The 21,247-nt window shown below is 69.0% G+C and carries 18 protein-coding genes and 1 tRNA gene; 4 read left to right on the forward strand and 15 right to left on the reverse strand.

What is annotated here, in order from left to right:
* The 7 genes from VM938_13310 to VM938_13340 form a co-directional block, all read right to left on the reverse strand.
* On the reverse strand, positions 1-540 hold the full coding sequence (locus VM938_13310; GenBank protein ID HVF76016.1) for a hypothetical protein: 540 nt from the start codon (positions 538-540) through the stop codon (positions 1-3).
* A gap of 74 nt (positions 541-614) precedes the next feature.
* Positions 615-2,492, reverse strand: a complete 1,878-nt coding sequence (pknB, locus tag VM938_13315; GenBank protein HVF76017.1) for a Stk1 family PASTA domain-containing Ser/Thr kinase — start codon at positions 2,490-2,492, stop codon at positions 615-617.
* 15 nt (positions 2,493-2,507) lie between these two features.
* A complete protein-coding gene (locus VM938_13320) occupies positions 2,508-3,944 on the reverse strand; it encodes a penicillin-binding transpeptidase domain-containing protein (GenBank protein ID HVF76018.1) in 1,437 nt (478 codons plus the stop codon).
* Complete coding sequence (locus tag VM938_13325) at positions 3,944-5,215, reverse strand: FtsW/RodA/SpoVE family cell cycle protein (protein HVF76019.1); 1,272 nt, start codon at positions 5,213-5,215, stop codon at positions 3,944-3,946. The genes VM938_13320 and VM938_13325 overlap by 1 nt, the downstream gene beginning before the upstream one ends.
* A gap of 64 nt (positions 5,216-5,279) precedes the next feature.
* Complete coding sequence (locus VM938_13330; GenBank protein HVF76020.1) at positions 5,280-6,509, reverse strand: Stp1/IreP family PP2C-type Ser/Thr phosphatase; 1,230 nt, start codon at positions 6,507-6,509, stop codon at positions 5,280-5,282.
* A complete protein-coding gene (locus VM938_13335; GenBank protein ID HVF76021.1) occupies positions 6,506-6,964 on the reverse strand; it encodes an FHA domain-containing protein in 459 nt (152 codons plus the stop codon). The genes VM938_13330 and VM938_13335 overlap by 4 nt, the downstream gene beginning before the upstream one ends.
* Positions 6,965-6,968: 4 nt before the next feature.
* Positions 6,969-7,625 (reverse strand): DUF3662 and FHA domain-containing protein, encoded by a 657-nt coding sequence (locus VM938_13340; protein ID HVF76022.1) that lies wholly within the window; start codon positions 7,623-7,625, stop codon positions 6,969-6,971.
* A gap of 94 nt (positions 7,626-7,719) precedes the next feature.
* Here VM938_13340 and VM938_13345 point away from each other — a divergent pair.
* Positions 7,720-7,806, forward strand: a tRNA-Leu gene (locus tag VM938_13345).
* A 189-nt stretch (positions 7,807-7,995) separates the two neighbouring features.
* On the opposite strand, the gene VM938_13350 is transcribed toward VM938_13345, so the two are convergent.
* The 6 genes from VM938_13350 to VM938_13375 all read right to left on the reverse strand — a co-directional run bounded on the left by VM938_13350 (position 7,996) and on the right by VM938_13375 (position 15,569).
* Entirely contained in the window at positions 7,996-10,572 is a 2,577-nt protein-coding gene (locus VM938_13350) for a DEAD/DEAH box helicase family protein (protein HVF76023.1), read from the reverse strand.
* Entirely contained in the window at positions 10,565-12,223 is a 1,659-nt protein-coding gene (locus VM938_13355; GenBank protein HVF76024.1) for an Eco57I restriction-modification methylase domain-containing protein, read from the reverse strand. The genes VM938_13350 and VM938_13355 overlap by 8 nt, the downstream gene beginning before the upstream one ends.
* Positions 12,220-12,897, reverse strand: a complete 678-nt coding sequence (locus VM938_13360) for an N-6 DNA methylase (protein ID HVF76025.1) — start codon at positions 12,895-12,897, stop codon at positions 12,220-12,222. The genes VM938_13355 and VM938_13360 overlap by 4 nt, the downstream gene beginning before the upstream one ends.
* Entirely contained in the window at positions 12,890-13,735 is an 846-nt protein-coding gene (locus VM938_13365) for a hypothetical protein (protein HVF76026.1), read from the reverse strand. Before VM938_13365 ends, VM938_13360 begins: the two co-directional genes overlap by 8 nt.
* Positions 13,714-14,739: a hypothetical protein gene (locus tag VM938_13370; protein ID HVF76027.1), complete on the reverse strand. Its 1,026-nt coding sequence runs from the start codon at positions 14,737-14,739 to the stop codon at positions 13,714-13,716. The genes VM938_13365 and VM938_13370 overlap by 22 nt, the downstream gene beginning before the upstream one ends.
* Before the next feature lie 71 nt (positions 14,740-14,810).
* Positions 14,811-15,569: a Bax inhibitor-1/YccA family protein gene (locus tag VM938_13375; GenBank protein HVF76028.1), complete on the reverse strand. Its 759-nt coding sequence runs from the start codon at positions 15,567-15,569 to the stop codon at positions 14,811-14,813.
* A gap of 159 nt (positions 15,570-15,728) precedes the next feature.
* On the opposite strand from VM938_13375, the gene VM938_13380 reads away from it, so the two are divergent.
* Both VM938_13380 and VM938_13385 read left to right on the forward strand, forming a co-directional pair.
* Positions 15,729-17,282: an ATP-binding protein gene (locus VM938_13380; GenBank protein HVF76029.1), complete on the forward strand. Its 1,554-nt coding sequence runs from the start codon at positions 15,729-15,731 to the stop codon at positions 17,280-17,282.
* 25 nt (positions 17,283-17,307) lie between these two features.
* Complete coding sequence (locus VM938_13385; protein HVF76030.1) at positions 17,308-18,300, forward strand: hypothetical protein; 993 nt, start codon at positions 17,308-17,310, stop codon at positions 18,298-18,300.
* 13 nt (positions 18,301-18,313) lie between these two features.
* Here the strand turns inward: VM938_13385 and larC are convergent, their stop codons facing one another.
* Positions 18,314-19,474 carry a nickel pincer cofactor biosynthesis protein LarC gene (gene larC / locus VM938_13390; GenBank protein HVF76031.1) on the reverse strand — a complete coding sequence of 387 codons (1,161 nt, stop codon included), beginning with the start codon at positions 19,472-19,474 and terminating at the stop codon, positions 18,314-18,316.
* Between the two features lie 68 nt (positions 19,475-19,542).
* Positions 19,543-20,289 carry a nickel pincer cofactor biosynthesis protein LarB gene (gene larB / locus VM938_13395; protein ID HVF76032.1) on the reverse strand — a complete coding sequence of 249 codons (747 nt, stop codon included), beginning with the start codon at positions 20,287-20,289 and terminating at the stop codon, positions 19,543-19,545.
* Between the two features lie 21 nt (positions 20,290-20,310).
* Here larB and pheA point away from each other — a divergent pair, with 21 nt between their 5' ends.
* Complete coding sequence (gene pheA / locus VM938_13400) at positions 20,311-21,237, forward strand: prephenate dehydratase (protein HVF76033.1); 927 nt, start codon at positions 20,311-20,313, stop codon at positions 21,235-21,237.
* Positions 21,238-21,247 lie beyond the last annotated feature (10 nt).

Consider the following 21,247-nt stretch of genomic DNA (forward strand, 5'->3'; position numbering starts at 1 on the left):
TCAGCAGACGCCGACGCCCGCGAACGGCCCAATGGTGCCAGCGGGCGTATAGATGGCAACCCCGCGGAGGCAGGCGGGGGGACCGGGTGTGCCGAGCTCGGCACCGGTCGGGTCGACCTCGACTGTGATGCTTTGCACCGAGATACGCAGCGAAAGCGTCTTGCCCAGGCTGGACGCATTGGGATCACCAGAGGAGCACTCCAGGCCGATGGCCGTCGGACTGGTGTCGCGCTGGCACAGGAGCAGTGTGGTCGGCTCGGCGATGATGAGAACCCGACCGCCGATGATGGCGGCAGTCGAAGGGTCATCTGCGGCCGTGGTGCTGTAGCAGAGCATCACGTAGGTCTCGTTGGAGGTGCCGAACTCGGCGCCGAGCGTAACCGGCCATTCGACGACACCGACCTCTGTGCCGCCGGGGGCCGGGTTCTCATCGGAGCACCACCGCGATACGCCCGCGCCGGCGTTGGCGATGGAGGAGGTGGTTAGTAGCAAGAGCAACGCAAGCAGCGCGCCCATGATCCCGCGTTTGGTGTGTGTCATGAGCGGGACCCTAGCGCGCGCTAATCCAGGTCTCGCCGACGACTCGCCGGACGAGATGTGGGCGAGCAGGGCGATCAGTCCGAGCCGCCGCCTACCAGTTGGCCCACGGTGATCGTCACCACGGAGCCCTTGGGGCGCTTGGTGCCGACATCGGGGTCCTGGTCGATCACCCGCTTGTCGTCCTCTTCGTCGGTGACCGGCCGTGTCTGCACCTTCACCTGGAAGCCCGCGTCCTTGAGCTTCTTGGTCGCCTCTTCCTCGGTCATGCCCACGACGTTGGGCACGTCGACCTGAGCCGGGCCCGACGACACGAAGATGGTGACCGTCGCCCCCTCGTCGACCTCGGTGCCGCCCGTCGGGTCGGTGCGGATCACCTTGCCCTGGGGCACGGTGTCGGACGCCTCTTGCACGGTCTTCACCTTCAGCCCGGCGTTCACGATGTCGTCGCGGGCCGCTGTCTCGTCCTTGTTGGCCACGTTGGGCACTGTGACCTTGGGCTTGCCGCTCGACACGGCGAGCTTCACCACCGAACCCTTCTGGGCCTCGGCACCGCCCCGTGGGTCCTGCGACAGCACTCGCCCGGCGGGCGCCGAGCGGTCGGGTTGTGACGTTGTCTGCACCTCGAACCCGGCGGTGCGCAGTTCGTCGGTGGCGTCGTCGACGTTGTCGCCCACCACGCTTGGCACCTTCACCAGCGCCTCGCCTTGGCTGATGGTGATGGTGACCAGGCTGTCCTTGGGGATCTTCTCGCCCCCGCCCGGGTCCTGCTTGAACACTGTGTTGAGCGCCGCCTGGTTGTGTTCGAGCTTGCGCTCCACCCGCAGGCCGCTGCTTGTCAGCATGCGTTCGGCTTCGTCGGCTGTCTTGCCGATCACGCTGGGCACCGTGACTGTGGCCGGCCCGCCTTCACCGCCGAAGATGCCGAGGGTGCGACCGAGCAGGAACAACAGCACGGCCAACGCGGCGAGCATGACCAACAGCAGCGCCACGTAGGCGCCCGTGCGGCGCGGCGACGGTGCATCGGCGATCTCGGTGGCGGCGACCATGCGGGTGCGGTCGCCCCCCACGGCCTGCTGCACGCTGGTAGCGGCCATCGCCGCGGTCGGCGGCACGGCAGCCACGGCCCGGCCCTGGCGGAATCGCAGCAGGTCGGCCCGCAGCTCCTCGGCGCTGGCATAGCGCTGGTCGGGGTTCTTGGCCATGGCCTGCAGCACGATGGCCTCGAACGCCGGGGGCACCGCCGGGTTGAGCGACCGGGGCGTGGGCGGCACTTCCTGCACGTGCTTGTAGGCGATCGACACCGGGTTGTCGCCTGTGAAGGGGGCTTGGCCGGTGACCATCTCGTAGAGCACGACGCCGAGTGAGTACACGTCGCTGCGGCCGTCGACGTCGTGGCCCTGGGCCTGCTCGGGCGAGAAGTAGGTGGCCGTGCCCATCACCGCGCCCGCCTGGGTGAGGTTCTCCTCGGAGTTGGCGGCCCGGGCGATGCCGAAGTCGGTGACCTTGACGTGCCCGGAGTTGTCGATGAGCACGTTGCCCGGCTTCACGTCGCGGTGCACCACCCCGTTGCGGTGGGCGAAGGCCAGGGCGGCGGCCACGTCGGCGCCGATGGTGGCGGCCCGGTCGGCCAACAGCGTGCCCTCGGAGCGCAGCACCGACGTGAGGGTGCGGCCGTCGACGAACTCCATGACGATGAACGAGATGCCGTCCTCTTCGCCGAAGTCGTAGACCGACACCACGTTGGGGTGCGCCAGGTTGGCGGCCGCTTGGGCCTCCCGGCGGAAGCGCTCGACGAACGAGCGGTCGACCGACAGCTCGGGGAACAGCACCTTGAGGGCGACGGGCCGGTCGAGCAACTGGTCGCGTGCGAGGAACACGTCGGCCATGCCGCCGCGGGCGATGGGTCGGACGATCTCGTACCGTCCGTTGAAGACCTGGGCGCGCTGTGCCATGAGTTCCGTTCCAGCCTAGGGGGCGCCCAGCGCCGCTTGGAGTACAGCCCGGGCAATCGGTGCCGCGATGCGCCCGCCGGTGACGGTGTCGCCCAGGCCCGGCTGGCTCTCCACGATGACGGCCACGGCCACCTTGGGGGCCTCGGCCGGGGCGAAGGCGATGATCCAGGCGTGGGAGTTCTCGCCTGTGGTCTGGGCGGTGCCGGTCTTGGCCGCCACCTGGATGCCGGGGATGGCGGCACGGGTGGCGGTGCCGCCGTTGACCACCTGGATCATCATGTCGCGCAGGGCGGCGGCGTTCTCGGGCGACATGGCCCGCTTCCACTCGCCGGGCTCGGCCGACTGCACCACCCGTCCTTCGTGGTTGCGCACCTCGGCCGTCACGTAGGGCTTCATGATCGACCCGCCGTTGCCGACCGCCGCGGCCACCAGGGCCATCTCCAGCGGGGTGGCGGTCACGTCCTGCTGGCCGATGGCCGCTTGGGCCAGCCCGGGCTGGCTGTTCTTGGCCGGGAAGGCCGAGCGGGCCGGGGCGGGCAGGTCGATGGGGGGCGCGGCGTTGAAGCCGAACTGCTCGGCCTCGTCGGTCAGCCGGTCTGTGCCGAGGTCCATGCCCATCTGGGCGAAGCCGGTGTTGCACGACACCTTCAGCAGGGCGGGCAGCGCCCCGCCGCACGACGACCCGCCGAAGTTGGGCAGGTCGCGGTTGGTCTGGGGCAGGTCGAGGGTGCGCAGGGTGGGGTAGCTCTTGGTGGCCAGGTCGGGCGCTTGTTCGAGGGCCGCCGCCGCCGTGACGACCTTGAACGTGGAACCAGGGGCGTAGCTGCGTCGGTAGGTGCGGGGGAGCATGGGCTGGTTGGCGTCGTCCTCCAGCGCGTTCCACGCCGACTGCACGGCCTTCTGGTCGTGGCCGCTCAGCGGCTGCGGGTTGTACGACGGGAAGCTCCAGAAGGCGAGCACGGCCCCGTTGGTCGGGTCGAGGGCGACGACGGCGCCCTTGCGGCCTTGCAAGGCATCACGGGCCACCTGCTGCACCCGCTTGGTGATGGTGAGGGTGACGTCGTTGGTGGTTACGCGGTCGGCCAGCACGTCGCTGAAGTCGCGCACGTTGATGTCGCGGCCGGCCAGCAGGTTGTTGTAGGTGCGCTCGACGCCGTCGCTGCCGTAGGTGAACGAGAAGTAGCCGGTGACGTGGCCGAACAACTCGGCCTCGGGGTACTGGCGTTGGCGCTTGAAGGCGGTGTCGACGTCGACCGAGCGGGCTAGCACCACGCCGTCGGCCGTTTGGATGATGCCGCGGGGACGGCTGAAGTCGCGGGTGGCGTTGCGGGTGTTGCCGGGGGCGTTGGCCAGCTTGTCGGCTTGCAGCACCTGCAGGTTGTTGAGCTGCAGGAACAGCAGCACGAACAAGCCCATGAGCACGATGCCCAGGCGGCGGATCTGGCGGTCCATCAGGTGGTCGCCGCCTGTCGGTCGGAGATGCGCAGCAGCAGGGCCAACAGGATGTAGTTGGCGATGAGCGACGACCCGCCGTAGCTGACGAACGGCAAGGTGATGCCGGTCAGGGGGACGAGTCGGGTGACGCCGCCCAGGATGATGAAGGTCTGCACCCCGAGGATGGTGGTGAGCCCCGCCGCCAGCAGCTTCTCGAAGGGCTGGTCGGCCCGCAGGGCGATGCGCAGGCCCACGCCCACCAGCAGCAGGTAAGCGACCACGATGGCGGCGGTGCCCAGCAGGCCGAGCTCCTCGCCGATGGCGGCGAAGATGAAGTCGGTGGCCGCCGCCGGGATGCGCCCGGGCGCGCCCAGCCCGATGCCGCTGCCGCCGAAGCCGCCCGAGCCCATGGCGTAGAGGCCCTGCACCAGTTGGTAGCCCGAGCCAGACGCGGTGGTCCACGGGTCGATCCAGATGCGCACCCGGGAGGCCACGTGGGCGAACGTGGTGTAGGCGAAGAAGGCGCCGACCAGGAAGAGGCCGCCGCCCACGCCGAGGTACTCGGCGCGGGCCGTGGCCACCCACACCATGCTGATGAACAGGGCGAAGAACAGCAGCGAGGAGCCCAGGTCGCGCTCGGCGGTCATGACCACCATGGCCATGCCCCAGGCCAGGAGGATGGGGCCGATCACCCGGATGTGCGGCATGCGGCCGCGGCTGATGCGGAACTCGCTCAGCAGTTCTCGTTTTTCCACCAGGTAGGCGGCGAAGAAGACGGCCAGGGCGACCTTGGCCAGCTCGCCGGGTTGGAACGTCATGGGGCCGACGCGTACCCAGAGGCGGGCGCCGTTGATGTTGCGGCCGATCACCGGCAGCAGCGGCATGAGCAGCAGGGCGATGCCCAGCAGCATGAAGGTGTAGCGGTAGCGCTCCAGGTCGCGGGCCCGGCGCACGAGCACCAGGGTGGCCACGAAGGCGAGGATGCCGAGCGCCGTCCACGTCGACTGCAAGCCCGCCAGGTCGCGGTCGAGGCGGGCGATGAAGACGTAGCCGATGCCGTTGAGCAGGCCCGCCACCGGCAGCAGCACGGCGTCGCCGTTGGGGGCGAGGCGGCGCACGACGAGGTGAGCGGCGAGCAGCAGCCCGAGGATGATGCCGAGGAAGGGGCCGATGTTGGCGGGCAACGAGGCGCTGCGGCCCAGGCTGGCCAGGGCGTAGGCGCCCGCGGTGAGCAGGGCCACGAGCACGAGCAGCCCCAGCTCGGTGTCGCGGCGCGGCGACCGGGTCATGCCGACCCCGACGTTGCGTAGGGATCGCGCCGTTTTCCGGGCCGATTCCTACGCAGGTTCGGCGTCATGGGGACGTCGTCGGAGACGACGTCGAGGTGGGCGGTGCGCTCGACGGCGTGCCGAAGCGGGCCTCGGCCTCGTCGCGCAGGTTCTCGACGTACTCCTCGGCGTCGGCCAACGACGGCTCTTGCTTGCCCTTCTCCAAGGCGTCGAGGCGACCGGGGACCACGTCGGCGGTGGTGAGGTCGGTGCGCCGGGCCACCGTCGGGTCGAACCACAACAGGCCGTCGGGCCGCCCCTGGTAGATCGTGACCCGGTCGCCGTCGAGGCCCACGTAGTAGCTGCCCCGGGCGAACCACGCGACTGCGCCGGCGGCCCCGCCGAGCAGCAGCAACAGGATGAGCAGGAAGGCCACCACCCGGCCCGTCATGCGGCGGCGCTTGGGCTGCTGCGCCTTCTGTGCCTTGGCTTTCTGCCGGGGGCGGTGGTCGTCGTCTTCTTCGAGGTCGCGCCAGTCGAGGGGTGGCGGGGCGTCGTCGGCCAGGGCCGCGGATGCCTTCTCGGCCCGGTTGTCGTCGTCGACCACGTCGACCACCACGACGGTGATGTTGTCGTTGCCGCCGTTGGCCTTGGCCAGCTCGACCAGCTTGGCGGCGGCCTCGTCGGGATCTGCGGTGCTGCGCAGCACCGAGGCGATGGTGCGGTCGTCGACCTCGTTGAACAGCCCGTCGCTGGCCAGCAGGAAGCGATCGCCCTCGTAGGGGATGACCCGGAAGCAGTCGACCTCGACGTCGGCATCGACGCCGAGCACCCGGGTCAGGACGTGCTTCTGGGGGTGGACCTGCGCCTCGGCTGCGCTGATGCGGCCGGTGCGGACCAGTTCCTCTACCAGGCTGTGGTCCTCGGTGAGCTGTTCGAGGTCGCCGCCCTGGAGGCGGTAGGCGCGCGAGTCGCCTACGTTGACCACGGCGAGCACGTCTTGGCCGTCGTCGTCGACCAGGGCGACGGCGGTGAGGGTGGTGCCCATGCCCCGCAGGTCGGACTGCTGTTGCGCCCGTTCCCACACGGCCCGGTTGGCGGCCCGTACGGCGTCGGCCAGGCCGCTGGCCGTGCGGTTGGCGTCGAAGCCGCTGCCGAGCGCCTCGACGGCGATGCCGGAGGCCACCTCGCCCGCGGCGTGGCCGCCCATGCCGTCGGCCACGGCGAACAGCGGCGAGGCGATGAGGAGGTTGTCCTCGTTGTTCTGGCGGACCCGGCCCACGTCGGTGGCCGAGCCCCAGCGCAGGCGAGTCACTTGGTCACCTCCAGGACGGTACGCCCCACTTGCACCCGGTCGCCGCGGGCGAGGGCGACGGGGCCGGCGACCTTCTTGGCGTTGAGGTAGGTGCCGTTGGTGGAGCCGAGGTCTTCCAGGTAGAGGCGGCCGTCGCGGCGGAAGAGGCGGGCGTGGAGCTGGGAGACGGCCTTGTCGTCCTCCAGGGCGATCTGGCAGCCCGAGGCCCGGCCGATCGTCACCTCGTCGGCCAGGTCGTACATGCGGCCCCGGCGGTCGGGCGGGTCGACGACCTTGACCCGGGCGGGGGCGGTGGTGCCGCGGGGTGAGGCGGGCGCTGCCGCCGAGGCAGAGGCGGGCGGTGCGACGGCGGCGGGGGAGAGTTCGGCCCACACGGCGCGCAGCACGCGGGCGAAGAACAGCCAGACCAGGGCCAGGAAGACGAACTTGAGGATTGTCAGGAGGTCTTCGGGCACGCCGCTACGAGGCCTCGAACCTGATCTTGGTGGAACCGACGGTGATCTCGTCGCCCTCTTCCAGCCGCCGCTCCTTCACGCCTGCGCCGTTGACCCGGGTGCCGTTGGTGGAGTCGAGGTCGACCACGACGAACCCGTTGGGGATGCGGCGCACCTCGGCGTGGCGGCGGCTGACGTTGCGGTCGTCGAGCACGATGTCGCAGTCGGGCAGGCGGCCGATGGTGGCCGGGTCGTCGCCCAGGCTGATGCGCTTGCCGTCGGCCAGGAGGAGCGAGCCCACCGGGCCGCCGCCCTTGCCCTCTCGCACCTCGCTGGTGACCAGGAACATGCCGGGGGTGAGCGCTTGGTCGGCTTCCAAGGTGATCTCGACCGGGCCGAGGAAGCCGTAGCCCTCGTCGCGGGCGTGCTGGCGGGCCATCTCGCCCAGGTCGCGCACCAAGGAGTCGGCAAAGGGCTCGAAGCGCTGGTGGTCGGCCGGGGAGAGGGCGATCTCGAAGGCGTTGGGGGTGATCACGCCGTGCAAGCCGTGGGTGCGATGGAGGTCCATTTCCCTGGTCAGACGGCGTCCGACCTCGACGGGCTGGAGCCCGCTGCGGAAGGCCTTGGCGAACACCCCCTCGACGAGGCGCTCGAGGCGACGCTCGAACTGCTGGAGTCCCATGGCCGTCGTACCTTACCCACGGGGTGAGACAGCTTGGGGCCCACCGACCCCGTCGGAGGGTTGCCCGGGATCGGCTACCCTCGCATCGCTTCTCGGGCGAGTGGCGGAATTGGCAGACGCGCAGGATTCAGGTTCCTGTGTCCGAAAGGATGTGGGGGTTCAAGTCCCCCCTCGCCCACCAGCGTGCGCCGGGCTCCGATCCATCCCGCGTCGATCGTCTTCGATGAGATCCGGCCAGCTTCACACCGCCGTCGTACGGCGCCGTCCGGCCACCTACCCCGGCTTGGGTGTCGCCGCGGAGGCATGACCGCCGGTCCGCAGTCGCCCACCGCCCGCGACGCGAGGGAAACGACCAGCACGGGGCCGGTGTCTACGCGTCGGCTCCTTCATGCTCACGCGCGACCACAGTGTCATACAGGCCGTAGTGGGTCAGGCCTGGATGCGAGTCGATGCCGGTGTAGGCGAGGCTCGAGTCCTCGTAGCGGCGGAACGCGAACACCGCCTGGTTCATCTGCTCGGTGTTGAAGACCTTCAGGCGTACCAGCAGGTGGAAGTCCTCCACCGTGAGACCGGTGACCGTGAGGAAGAGGTCCGGCTCCAGCCTCGTGATGACATCCTGGAGGGCGTTCTCGCGGAAGTCGGTGAGGTACATGAACGCCGGGATGCGCGTCGCGAACTTGATCAGCTTCTCCTGCACCAGCTTCCGCTTCGCCTTGTACTCCTTCTCCGCTTCCGTGAGCTCCTTCTTCGCTTTGGCCGTGAGGTCGCCGTCCTTGGCCCTGTTCTTGAGCTCCTTGAGCTTCTCGCTCTTGTTGATGATCGTCTCGATGATGTTGTCGCCCAGCGCGCGCCAGCCTTCGATCCGCTCAACGGCGGCCATGGCCTCGGGGTTGTCGAGGATGCGGCGCAGGGTGTCGTTGTCGACGTTCACCAGTAGCGCGCTCTCCCACTTGCGAGCCAGCAGCGTCGCCGACGTCCCCGCCATGGCGATGTCGAGAATCCCGCCCGCATCGACCTGCGTCATGTGCGAGCCGTCATAGGCGAGCACCGGCAGGAACGAGACAAGCTCCTCGACGGCCCTCTCAGGGTTCGGCTCGCTTGGCGACAAACCGATGCCGTAGTCGGCCAGCTGACGAAGCGCGCGCGTCGGCGCGAAGTCGAACACGAAACAGACCGGCTTGAGAACTTCCTCTTCGTTGGGGTCGTCGCCGTCAGGATTCATGATCGACCACGGGGATTGAACCCGGAACGCCGCCTGGAAGTACGTCTCCGGGGACTTGACGTTGCGCAGCATCAGGATCGATGACCACTGAGGGATGGTGATGCCGGTCGTCAGCTTGCCGCACGACAACGTGATCGTCTTCGTATCGAACCCGCTGCCGATCGCCTTGCGGACCGGCGGTAGGGCATCGAGCCCAATCCCGGCAGACGCGCCGGCAACGACGAGGACGGAGTAGTCGTGCCAAAACGTGTTCGGCTTCTCCGCGAGCAGGTTTGCCATCGCGTGGCACGAGGCGACCTTCGGTAGGAACCAGAACGAATGCTGCAGGTAGGGCAGCAGCCGGACGTCGGAGTAGGGGAACGGCGGGCGGTGGCTGCCGAGCTTGAGGTTGTCGACCTGGGTCGGCGCGTAGGACCCCCGGATAATGTCGAGCCACTTCTGGACGTCGTTCTTGTGCTTGAACCCCGCGCCCGTGCCGGCGCCGGTGGCAGCGAAGAATTCGTTCAGATCGAACTCGTCGAACTCGCCGCCGCTCGCTATCGCCAGTAGCTCGTCCGGCATCTGGTAGGTCAGCAGGCGCATCTGAGGCAGAGCCCCGTAGGGGCTCCACTCGTCAGGGTGCTCGGCGGCGAACTCATCTTTCGCGCGCTGTTCGTCGGTGTAGGTCCAGTTGAAGATCTGCTCCTCGATGAACTCACCGGTCGCCAGCGCACGGAACGGCGTGCCCGACAGGTACAGGTACGCCCTCGTGGTGATCGGAAGGAATTCCGTCTCATCCTCTGAGAGCTCGCTCAAATCCTCGTTCACGGTCTCGAGGCCGGCGGCGTACTCGAGCTTCTCTTCCTTCTTGGCAACCGCCTCGTCCTCGCCTTCGAACAGTTCCTTGGCGGTGTCACGCCAGGCGCCGAAGTGGTACTCGTCGAAGACGACGAGGTCCCAGTTCACGGCGTGGAGCCATTCGTTCTTTGCCTTGAGGTTGCCGGTCGCGTCGCGACCGAGGAGGTCTTGGAAGGAGCCGAAGTACACCGCGGGCTTCTCGGCATCGATCTGCGTCGGGTCGCTGCCCGAGGAACGCGAGAGGTACTGCCAGTCGTCGAAGTCGACGTGGGACTCGAGGTCGGTCTTCCAGGCGTCCTCCACGGCCGGCTTGAAGGTGACGACGAGGACGCGCTTGGCACCGAGCTTCTTGGCGAGATGATAGGCCGTGAAGGTCTTGCCGAAGCGCATCTTCGCGTTCCAGAGGAAGCGCGGAACGGCGTCGGGGTCCTCAGCCCAGATCGAGCTGTAGTAACCGAACGCCTTATCGACTGCCGCGACCTGCTCGTGCCGCAACGGGAACGTCAAGTGATGCGTGCCGGTGAGCCGCAGCCCCTTCTGCAACTCGATCACCGCGGTCTTGACGTCGTCGGCCGTGCAGCGCATCCACTCACGCGACGCACCGATGACGACGTTCTCGAAACCCTTGTCGATCAGGCGCTGGCGTACATCGCCGTCCCGGAAGAACGATCCGTCCTCGCGCGCGGCGAGGACGTCGAGATGCAACGTGTACGCCTGCTGCATCTGCCCCTGGGACTGCTTGATCCGGACGTTGACGTCCTCGCGCGTGGTTTGCCCCACCTTGACCAACCCGACGTACGCGGCGGGCGGATCGTCCGGCGTCCAGGCGTAGATGTGAAGTCGTGCCTGAGGCTTTGGTGTGAGGATCTCCTCGATCGATCTAGCCAACTACCGGCTCCATCGGGCGAATGATCGACTCGATGAATGCGACCTCTGCAGCAGAGATGCCGTACTTCGTGTAGAGGTCCGCATCGGTCCACTGACGATCCCACGTCTGCACCGGGACCCAGCGATACACGGATCGAAGGGTGTCTTGGCTGATCTTCCTCAACGAGACCAGGAAGCGCAGAAACCTCGTTCGTAGGTATGACTCGGCGCTTCTCGCCTCTTCCTCGGAGGCAAGCGGGCCCGCGACGATGTAGGTCTGGGTACAGACCGAGCCCGGTTCCGCAACAATCGGTGGCCCGAGCACCAAGTCAACGCCGCTGGTCTCTCGCTCCCGTCCAGAGCCGGTCTTCGGGAGGAACACCTTCCATGCGTCGATCAGATGAGCGTTCTTGGTGATGGTGCTGCGAGCCGTCGCTCCCCGGACCCGGGTCGTCCCGACGTTGGCGTAAAGAAGAACCTGCCCTCGGCTCGGGCGTGCATCGCGCACGTAGTCCGAAAAGTTGGATGCGAGCCCAAATGGAGTATCTCCACTAAGCAACTCTTCGAACGACGTCTCTTCGGTGCTGAGCACTTTCTTGAGGATGGAGACGGCGCGCGGGTCTCGTACGAAGATGTCGAACTCATCCAGCACTCGCTGCTCAGGGCCTATAACCGCTCCGCTGCGATGATAGGTGCACTGACACAAGCCGGAATTGTCGCGGTCCCAGAGGAAGTAGCACGCCCCACCGTTGATGCCAACCGTGGGGAATGGCTCCTTTGCGTTCTCGTAGTCGACGAGCGTTCGGACTCGCCGATCGGCCAGGAACTCTGACCGGAATTCGCCGAGACCCCGACCGCCGGCCATCCACCTCGAGGGAAGGACCATGCTCAGGAAGCGCGGTTCCAAGCGCATGGCTTGCTGGACGAACAGGTGGTAGATCGAGGAGTCGTTCGTCCCGCCGCCGCCGCCGGTCATCTGGTACGGCGGATTGCCGATGATGACGTCGAACTGCATATCGCCTCCGAATAGCTCAGCGATCCGAGCCTTGATGTCGTCAGTGTGGATGAACGCGTACGCATGCGATTCCAAGGCACGCTCTCGGTCGAAGATGAGCTGCGGGGCAGCGCAGAACTTGCACCTGCCGTTCTTGAGCTTCTTGATCTGGTTGCCGTCCTCGTCGGCCGTCAGCACCCACTCGGTGCCGCCAACCCAGGTGTGCTCCAGCCGCTCGAACCAGATATTTCCGTGCTCGTTGGCGAACGACGTGGCGATCGAATGCGGACCGTTCGCCGACTTCGAGCAATACACGCTTCGGCGCGCCAGCAGGCTGGTGATGTGCGTGATGGCGATGCCGAAGACCTGCTTGGTGAGGATGTGGTCGACTCGCAGTCGCAAGTCAGGGATCTTGTCCTGGAGCCCTGCCGTCAAGCGGCTCGTGATCTCACGAAGGAACGCGCCGGACTTGGTGAAAGGATCCAGGAACCTGACGGTCGAGTCGGCCCAGATGTTCGCCCCGTTGTTGTCGGCCGCCCAGGCATCGGCGAGGGTGTCGAGCATCTGGTTGGCGAACTCGGGTGGGGTGAAGACCTCGTCGTTGGACAGGTTCGCGATGCAAGTCAGCACGTCGGGATTCCGCCCGCGCAGAGTGAGACCTGCCTGCGCTGTGGTCACCTGGTCAGTTCTCTCACCGTAAGAGGCGGGTACGTCCTCGTCGGCGTGAAGATCTCGTGCCTGCCGAGTTCGGCGAATAGGGTGCCCTCCCGGCTGAACGCCGACGACTGGGTGAGTACGTCGAGGCGGAAGTCACGACGCTGGAACTTTCCTTTGCCGAGATAGCCCCACTCGGCGAAGACGATTGGCTGATCGAGGGTGGTTCGCATGGTGAGCGCATCACCGTGGATGAGGTTTTGCGATAGCACATAGACGGCGGCCTCGTACAAATCGTCGGAGTCGTCGAGCCGGAGGTACTCGGTGCAAATCTCCAGAAGGTTGTCGCGACACTCTGCGACGTTGTCCTCGAGGAGTTCGATGCCGTAGATGCACATGAGGCCGAGCAGGGCGTAGTGACGTCTCTCGAAATCGGATCTACCGAACTTCAGCTCGACCGCGGTGAGTTTTCGTCGCAGGACCTGGACCAGGAAGTTGCCACTCCCGCAAGCGGGTTCAAGGAAGCGCGAGTCGATCCGCTCGGTCTCGTCCTCGACGAGATCGAGCATCGCCTCGGCGATCCAGGCGGGGGTGAACACCTCCCCGTGGTCGGCCACGCGTTGCTTCGACTTCACCAGATCCACAGTCAGGAGCGTATTGCCCGAGGGAGGCGCAGTGGGGTCGTCGTTCCTAGCCATGGGGCGCGCCCCCAACGGGGACCACTCGTTGGATCAGGGCTCGGATGCGCGTAAAGCGCTCGTCGGCGGCCGCCACTGACAGACGCTGTTCGTTCACGAGTGCCGACATGCCGGCTCCATCACGGCTGTCGAACAGACTACGAACGACGGCCGCCGCCTTGGCGGCTTCGCCTCCTGCGAACCCTGCCGCCTCCGTCTGGGCGGCGTACGCGACCTCGAGGCAGCGCCAGACATCGACGACGTCGGTCGGCTTGTCGCGCACCTGGCATGCGAAGGCCTTCAGGGTGAGCGCGGCGCCCTCGTCGGGGAACGCGACCTCGACGGCGAGCCGCTCGCCGTTGAGCCGGTGCAAGTCCATGTGGAGCACGACCGGCTCCCGCTGCAGCGCCAGCGCCAAGCCCGGCACCTCGGTCGTCACGAGATCGTCCGACACGCGGTGGTTGGTCCGCGCCCTCGTCCGGTATGAGGGGACGAGGACGTCGACGACAACGCTTCTGGCGCCTTCTGCTCCTCGCACTGTGACCGGAACGTCATCGATCGGTCGCGCGAACCGGTTTCCCTCGACCTGGACGTAGCCGCGCTCGATCAGGCGGCCGATCACGCCCCCCTCGCGGACGACCACCGGCGCCACGCCGAGATCGGTGTCGCCGGTCTCCCGGTAGAGCTCTGCCCCGAGCTGCCAGCGCGCAACGAGGGCGGTGACCATGTGGCCGCCGATGATCCGGTAGGCCGACGCGCCGAGCACATCGGCGAGGTCGCTCAGCGCGACGTAGCCGAGGTCGTCTGCGACGGAGGCCGCTGTAAGGACGAGGCGCGTCAGGGGCGGTTGAGCAGCCATTCCCGCAACTTGCCGGCGGCCTCGAGTCGATCGGCGCCTCCGAGGTTCTCCAGATCCCAGACCTGCTGGGTCGGATCGGCGAGCGGGATCCCGACGCCCCCCACGTCGGCCACCAGCGTGTGCGTCGGGAACACCGACATGTCGGCGGGATTTCGGACGATCACGTTTGCGTCGTGACGGCCCTGCGCGTCGACCAGATTCAGTTCGTCGGCATCGAGGAACTGACGGGCGTAGAGGATCACCACATTGGGTCGACGCCACGCGAGCAGCAGGTCCGGCGCCACGTCGGCGGACACCGCCAGCGACCGCTGATCGGTACGCCGCGCCGCGCGCGCGGCGACCTCGTTCGGTGGGTCGAGGCTGTAGAGGTAGCGCTCCGACCCCCCAGGCCCGCGGTACTCGGACAAGAAGCGATCGAGCAGTGCCTCGCGATCAGGCAACCATCGCCCCTGGGGGGTGCGGGTGACGAGGTCGAGTTCGAGCAGTCCGTGCAGGACCTGCGAGGCACGCGGTTGCGACACGCCCACCTGGTTGGCGAGCGCAGTAGCCCCGGGCCCGTCGTCGGTCCCGCGTGGCAATCCGATGAGTGCCCGAATGACGGCAAGGCTGCCCGACCCCTGGGGGAGGCGGCTGGCCGTGGCACGCGGCGGTGTGGCCGTCGAGCGTTGGCGAAGCACGAGATGTTCAGACCGGAGGTCGAAGTTGCCAGTGGTGTCGGCCCAGGACCAGCCGGCTCTCGTCAACGAGGTGCCGAGCGGCTCCGACACGAAGGGGACGACCAGCATCGGCGTACCCACTTCGGCGAGTGACTTCCGGATCGGCTGAAGCTTGGGCAGCTCGTTCGGGTACGGCGCCCGGCGCTTCTCCTCCACGGCGAACCTGGCCCGCACCTTGCCGTAGCTGAGGTCCACGACGGCGTCGATGTTGACGTCGTGGACCGTGCGTTCGCGCTCGACCCGCCGCACCTTGGCGCCCGCGGCTTGGAGGGCGGCGAGCGCATCCATAAGCACTTCGACAGTATAAGCACTGTGCTTATGAAGGGCAATAGACGAATGCCGCCGTGGGCGGTCGCCGGCTACCGGCTGCGCAGCTTTGACAGCAGCCGGAGCAGTTCCAGGTAGAGCCACACGAGGGTCACGAGCAGCCCGAAGGCGGCGTACCACTCCATCCACTTCGGCGCCCCGGCGGCCACGCCTCGTTCGATGAGGTCGAAGTCGAGGAGCAGGTTGGCCGAGGCGATGCCGACGACCACGAGGCTGAACAGGATGCCCATCGGGCCGGCGTCGTGGATGAAGGGCACCTCGGCGCCGAACAGGCGCATCACCATCGAGGCCAGGTAGACGACCATCACGGCGAGGGTGGCGGCGACGATGCCCCGGCGGAGGCGGTCGTCGACCTTCACGATGCGCTTGGAGTACAGCGCCAGCATGATGGCGAACACCGCGCCCGTGAGCATCACGGCCTGCAGGACGATGCCTTCGTAGCGGATCTCGTACAGGCCGGAGACAGCGCCCAGCACGAGCCCCTCGACGGCGGCGTACACCGGCGCCGTGTAGGGCGACACCCGCGGGCGGAACACGGTGACGAGGGCAACCGCCAGGGCGACGAGCACGGCGGGCAACAGCCACCCCGGCAACTCCCCGCCGAACTCCGTGCGGTCGACCGACTGCCATCCCACCCAGCCGGTGAACAGCAGGACCGGGAACAGCACGAGGCAGCGCAGGACGACCCCGTCGAGGGTCATGCCCACGATCGTCGTCGGCGACGTGGGGGCGCCGAGGGTCCGCAACCGCTCCGGAGCGAACGTCTTGTCGTTGAGAGCGGGGTTGGCCATGTCGCTCAGGGTACGGGTCCGGACCGCCCAGGACACGGCGGACAGGACTAGCCCGAACGGAATGACACGTTCGGTCCATGGTCACCGAGCGTGGTTTGCGACAAACTCGTCATGAAACGTCCGTTCCCTGGTGCGGCGGTCGAAGCCTGGAGGATGTTGATGTCGGCACTCGGAGGCCCTGGGGGCGCGTCTCCCCTGCCTGCGCGGCCGCGTTACCGGGGAGCACTGACATTCACGCTCGTCATCAGCGCGCTCACCTGGCTCGTCTTCGCCGCCCTCGAAGTGGCGGGCTACCAGGAGACGGCCGACATGGCCTCGCTCGACGACATCGTCGACACCTCGACCGCCGTCGTCGCCGTGGTCGTCGCCGCCCTCTGCATGATGCACTGGCGCCTGGCCGACGAGCTCACCGACCTGTTCGTCGGCTTCGGCCTCGTCGCCCTCGGCGTGCTGACCATCGGCTTCGACGACCTCGCCGTCCCCCGCCTCGCCGACGACCTCCAACGCAGCCACGCCGTGACACTGGTGGCCCCCGTCGGCTTCGTCCTCGCCGTAGCACTACTCACCGCGCCGCTGGTCCTCCATCGCCTGCAGGTCCGGCGCACCCTCGCCGCGGTGGCAGGGCTCGTCGTGCTCGCCGCCGTCGCCTCCTCCGCCTACCCCGGCGTCGCCCACGTCCTGGCCGGCCGCCGCGACCGGGCCGTCCCCTCCGGCGCCGAGGCGGCAGCCCACGTCGTGCTCGCCGCCGTCCTCCTCCCCCTCGCCGTCGCCTACTGGCGCGACGGCCGCGCCCGCCACCGCACGCTCCATGCCTGGCTCGGGCTCATGGTCTTCGGCATCGTGCAGTCCCGCGTCGCCTTCGCCCTCACCTTCCCGGCGGGCACCTTGTGGCTGGCCGCCAGCCGCATCCTGCGCATGGAGTCCTTGCTGTTCGTCCTCATGGGCGTCAACCGCGAGCTCCAGGAAGGCTTCGCCCGCCAGCAGTACGAGGTGCGCCGCTCCACCGCCACCGTCGAGCGGCTGGAGGCGCAACGAGCGGCCGAGCAGCAGGCCTTGGAGGAAAGCCGCCACGACGTGCGCTCCGCCCTCTTTGCCATCGGGGGCGTGGCCGACCTGCTCAACCGGGCGCACGACGACCTCGACGCCGGGACCATGGAGGCGCTCACCCAGGCCCTCGGCGCCGAGGTGGGCCGGCTGCAGCAACTGGTAGCCGAACAGGAACGGGAGGAGCCGGCACCTTTCTCACTGCTCGAAGCCATCAGCCCCGTCCTCCTCATGGAACGGTCGAACGGGCTCGACGTCACCTGCATGGTCGACGAACGCCTCACCGTCGTCGGCCGCCCCAAGGAAACCGCCCAGGTGCTGCGCAGCCTGCTCGACAACGCCCGCGCCTACGCCCCGGGGTCGCCCGTCACCATCCGCAGCGAGCGGCGCGACGACTGGGCCGTGCTGCTGGTCGACGACTGCGGACCGGGGGTGCCCGCCGCCGAGCGCAAGGCGATCTTCGAGCGGGCCAGGCGAGGCTCGACCGCCGACGGCGCCCCCGGCAGCGGCCTCGGCCTGTACGTCGCCGCCCGCCTCATGCGCGAGCAGGGCGGCGACATCTGGGTGACCGACCGATCGGGCGGCGGCGCCTCGTTCGTCCTGAGCTTCCCCCTGCACAGCGACGGCCCGTGGCCGCCCCCGCCACGTGGTCGCAAGTCGTCGGCCTGAACGAAGCCACTAGGGTCGGGCGGCGATGGCTCTCGCCCCCCGCCGTCGCCGCAGGCGTCCGCGCTGGGTGTTCCTGGCGCTGCTCCTGAGCCTCCTCGTCGTCGCCGTCAACGGCGCCATGTCGGCGCGCTCCAAAGGACCGTCGACTCGCTTGGCCCAGCTTGCCTACCTCGACGCCGTGCGCCCCCAGATCGAACGCTCCACCGAACAAGGCGCCGACTTGATCAAGGCGCGCGACGAGGCCGCCCGCCTGGGCCGTGCTGGTGTGAGCAGGCGCCTCGACAAGGTGGTGGGCGACGCCGAGGCCGTGGTGCGGGCGGTGCGCGCCGCCGAGCCGCCCGACTCCATGGAGACCTCGCACAGCCTGCTCGTCTCCACCATGGCCATCCGCGCCCGCGGCGCCGCCCAGGTGCGTGACGCCCTGGGACGAGCCCTCGGCACCGACCCGCCGGAGCCCGCCATCACCGACCTGGCCCGCGCCGGCACCGACCTCATGACGGCCGACGGCACCTACCGGATCTTCGTCGACTCGCTGCCGCGCGTCGACGGCGCCCCCACCGCCTCGGTGCCCCCGTCGGCCTGGGTAGCCGACGGCGCCGGATGGAGCGAGGCCGAGGTCGGCGCCATCGTGCGCTCACTGCGCAGCACGGCGGCCTTGGCCCCGGTGCACGACATCGGCGTGCTGCTGGTGACCACCGAACCTGCCGCAGTGGGCACAGAAGGAGCCACCGCCGTGCTCCCGTCGGTCAAGACGCTGCGGCTGCAAATCGTCGTCGTCAACACCGGCAACGAGCCCGAGCGCCGCGTGCCCGTGGTGGCCACCATCACCGCCGACGGCGTGAGCGACACCGCCCGCGACTTCGTCGACCTCGCCCCGGGCCAGCGGGCTGCGGTGACACTGGGCGGACTCAAGCCGGTGCCCGGTGCCAACGTCACCATCACTGTCACCGCTGGGCCGGTGGAGGGCGAGACGAGCACGGCCGACAACACCAAGGCCGTCCCCGTCGTCTTCCGCTGACCGAACTGCCGGCTCAGCCCGCTTCGTCGGGGTCGTTGAAGGCGGCCTCGGCCCGGAAGGCCACCTCCCGCAAGGGCCGTCCGGTGCGACGGGCCACACGCGCCACGTCGTCGTGCTCGGCCTTGACCCGGCCGGGGCTCACCTTCACGCGCACCGGCATGCCGTCGACCTCGACCTCTTCGATCGACCGCGGTGCGGTCCACCGCTGGAGGACGTGGCCGCGCACCCCGAGCGAACCCGTCTCGGCGGCCAGGACCCGCGCCACCTGGTCGGCCAAGGCCGGGTCGACCAAGGCGTGCACGACGTGGCCGGGCCGCCCTTTCTTCATCACCACCGGCGCCACCCATGCGTCGTGGGCGCCCGCCTCCAGCAGGGCGGCCACGGTGTGGGCCAGCACCTCGCCGGTGGCGTCGTCGACGTTGGCCGACAGCTCGACAACGGGATGGGCAGGCCGATCCGCGGCAGCCGCCTCGCCGATCACCACCTGGGTGGCGTTAGGCAGGCCGTCGAGCTCGCGGGTGCCCGCGCCGAAGCCGGTGGCCTCGATGGTCATGGCGGGAAGCGGCCCGTACTCCACGGCCATGGCCGCCAGCAGGGCGGCGCCGGTCGGCGTGGTCAGCTCCACCGTCACCTCCCGGCCATAGGTCGGCGCACCCCGCAAGAGCTCGACGACCGCGGGCGCCGGGTTGGGCAGCACGCCGTGGGCCGAGCGCACCATGCCTGTGCCGGTGGCCACCGGCGAGGCCGCCACCCGGTCGACGTCGAGCAGCTCCAGCGCCGCGCACGTGCCCACCACGTCGACGATGGCGTCGAGGCCGCCCACCTCGTGGAAGTGGACCTGCGAGGGGTGCCGCCGGTGCAGCCGGCCCTCCACTTCGGCCAGCGCGTTGAACACGGCCAGCACCCGCTCACGCACCCGGTTGGGCAGGCGGGCTTCTTCGACGAGGGCGACGATGTGGGTGTGCGTGCGCACGACGCCGGTCTCCCGGGCGTGCACCTCGAGGCGGGTGGCGGCGATGCCGCCGCGTTGCACGGGGTGGGCTTCCACCGACCACCCGGTCACCGGCAGGCGCTTGACGAGCTCGACGACATCGTCGAGCGGCGCCCCCGCGTCGACCAGCGCGCCCAACGCCATGTCGCCCGCAATGCCGGAGAAGCAGTGGAACCACGCCACCCGTTCTGGTCCGGGAATCCCGCGCCCTGGCGCGGGATTCTTGGACCAGTTCGGTGAGCCGGCGCCGCTCATTCGCCGACCGGAAGCAATCGCGCCACGGCGCAGGCGGCGCCGAAGCCGTTGTCGATGCCCACGACGGTGATGCCCGCCGCGCACGACGCCAACATGCCGAGCAGCGCCGTCACCCCCTCCAAGGCGGCGCCGTAGCCCGCCGAGGTGGGCACGGCCACCACCGGCGCGGCGGTGATCCCCCCGACGATCGACGGCAGCGCGCCTTCCATGCCCGCCACCACGACGACGGCATCGGCGGCGGCCAGGTCGTCGACTGTCGACAGCAACCGGTGAACGCCCGCCACCCCGCAGTCGGCCACCAGCGTGGGGCGGAACCCGTAGGCGGTCATGGTGGCCACGCACTCGTCGGCCACCGGCAGGTCGGCCGTGCCCGCCGTCATCACCAGCACTCGCCCGGGGCGAACGGCTGCAGGCCGCCACACCAACGTCCACCCTGTCTCGACCCCGCCGGGGTTGCGCGCCAAGGCGGCGGCCGCTTGTTCCGCCGACGCTCGGGTCAGCAGCACGGGGCCGCCGTCGGCCTCGGCCAGCAACTCGGCCACGATCGCCGCGCACTGCTCGGGGGTCTTGCCCGGTCCGTACACCGCCTCAGGCAGCCCTTGCCGCAGCACCCGGTGGTGGTCGACGCGGGCGAAGCCGAGGTCGGCGAAGGGCAGCCGCCGCAAGCGGCTCACCGCGTCGTCGGGCGCCAGCGCCCCCGATCGCACGTCGTCGAGCAGTTTTCTCAGGGCGGGCTCGTCCATGGCGTCACTATCCTGCCTGCGATGGCGCGCGTCGCGTTCCTCGGACCGCCGGGGACGTTCACCGAAGAGGCACTGCTGACCCAGCCCGACCTGGCGTCGGCCGAGCTCGTGTCCATGCGCACCATGCCCGACGTGCTGGCCGCCACCTCGGCGGGCGACGTCGACTACGGCTTCGTGGCCCTGGAGAACGCCATCGACGGCACGGTCAACGAGTCGATCGACTCGTTGGTCTTCGAGCACGACGACCTGCTCATCCAACGCGAGGTCGTCATCGGCGTGCACCTCAACCTGGTGGGCCCGCCCGGCACCGCGCTGGCCGACATCCGGCGGGTGCTGTCGTTCCCCAAAGCCATCGCCCAGTGCCGGCGCTTCCTGGCCGAGTCGTTGCCGCACGCCGAAGCGGTGGCCGCGCTGTCGACGGCGGAAGCGGTGCGGGAAGTGGGCGAACAGCGGCCGCCCGGCACTGCCGCGGTCGGCACGGCCCTGGCCGCCAAGCTCTACGGCCTCGACGTGCTGGCCGAAGACATCGAGGACCACCCCGAGAACGCCACCCGCTTCGTCCTCGTCAGCCGCGACGGCGTGCCCAAGCCCACCGGCCACGACAAGACGAGCATCGTGTGCTTCCAGCGCACCGACCACCCAGGCAGCCTGCACGCCATCCTCGGCCAGTTCTCGGCCCGGGCCATCAACCTCACCAAGCTGGAGTCGAGGCCGACCAAGACGGCGCTGGGCGACTACTGCTTCATCATCGACCTCGAAGGCCACGTGGCCGACGAGGTGGTGGCCGATTGCCTGCGCGACCTGCACGCGTCACTGGCGGGCGTGAAGTTCCTCGGCTCCTACCCGGCGGCGGGCGAGCACGGCGCCGCCATCCGGCGGGAGGCCGACGAGGCGTGGCGGGCGGCCGACGAATGGATCACGGCACTGCGCGACCGGGTCGCCCGGTAACCTCGTCAGC

This window comes from Acidimicrobiales bacterium, from assembly GCA_035536915.1.
Classification (GTDB): domain Bacteria; phylum Actinomycetota; class Acidimicrobiia; order Acidimicrobiales; family JAHWLA01; genus JAHWLA01.

Bases quoted from the DNA above. Each gene is read 5' to 3' on its own strand.
- VM938_13310 (HVF76016.1), bottom strand. From the start codon at position 540: ATGACACACACCAAACGCGGGATCATGGGCGCGCTGCTTGCGTTGCTC.
- pknB (HVF76017.1), bottom strand. From the start codon at position 2,492: ATGGCACAGCGCGCCCAGGTCTTCAACGGACGGTACGAGATCGTCCGA.
- VM938_13320 (HVF76018.1), bottom strand. From the start codon at position 3,944: ATGGACCGCCAGATCCGCCGCCTGGGCATCGTGCTCATGGGCTTGTTC.
- VM938_13325 (HVF76019.1), bottom strand. From the start codon at position 5,215: ATGACCCGGTCGCCGCGCCGCGACACCGAGCTGGGGCTGCTCGTGCTC.
- VM938_13340 (HVF76022.1), bottom strand. From the start codon at position 7,625: ATGGGACTCCAGCAGTTCGAGCGTCGCCTCGAGCGCCTCGTCGAGGGG.
- VM938_13360 (HVF76025.1), bottom strand. From the start codon at position 12,897: ATGGCTAGGAACGACGACCCCACTGCGCCTCCCTCGGGCAATACGCTC.
- VM938_13365 (HVF76026.1), bottom strand. From the start codon at position 13,735: ATGGCTGCTCAACCGCCCCTGACGCGCCTCGTCCTTACAGCGGCCTCC.
- VM938_13370 (HVF76027.1), bottom strand. From the start codon at position 14,739: ATGGATGCGCTCGCCGCCCTCCAAGCCGCGGGCGCCAAGGTGCGGCGG.
- VM938_13375 (HVF76028.1), bottom strand. From the start codon at position 15,569: ATGGCCAACCCCGCTCTCAACGACAAGACGTTCGCTCCGGAGCGGTTG.
- VM938_13380 (HVF76029.1), top strand. From the start codon at position 15,729: ATGTCGGCACTCGGAGGCCCTGGGGGCGCGTCTCCCCTGCCTGCGCGG.
- VM938_13385 (HVF76030.1), top strand. From the start codon at position 17,308: ATGGCTCTCGCCCCCCGCCGTCGCCGCAGGCGTCCGCGCTGGGTGTTC.
- larB (HVF76032.1), bottom strand. From the start codon at position 20,289: ATGGACGAGCCCGCCCTGAGAAAACTGCTCGACGACGTGCGATCGGGG.
- pheA (HVF76033.1), top strand. From the start codon at position 20,311: ATGGCGCGCGTCGCGTTCCTCGGACCGCCGGGGACGTTCACCGAAGAG.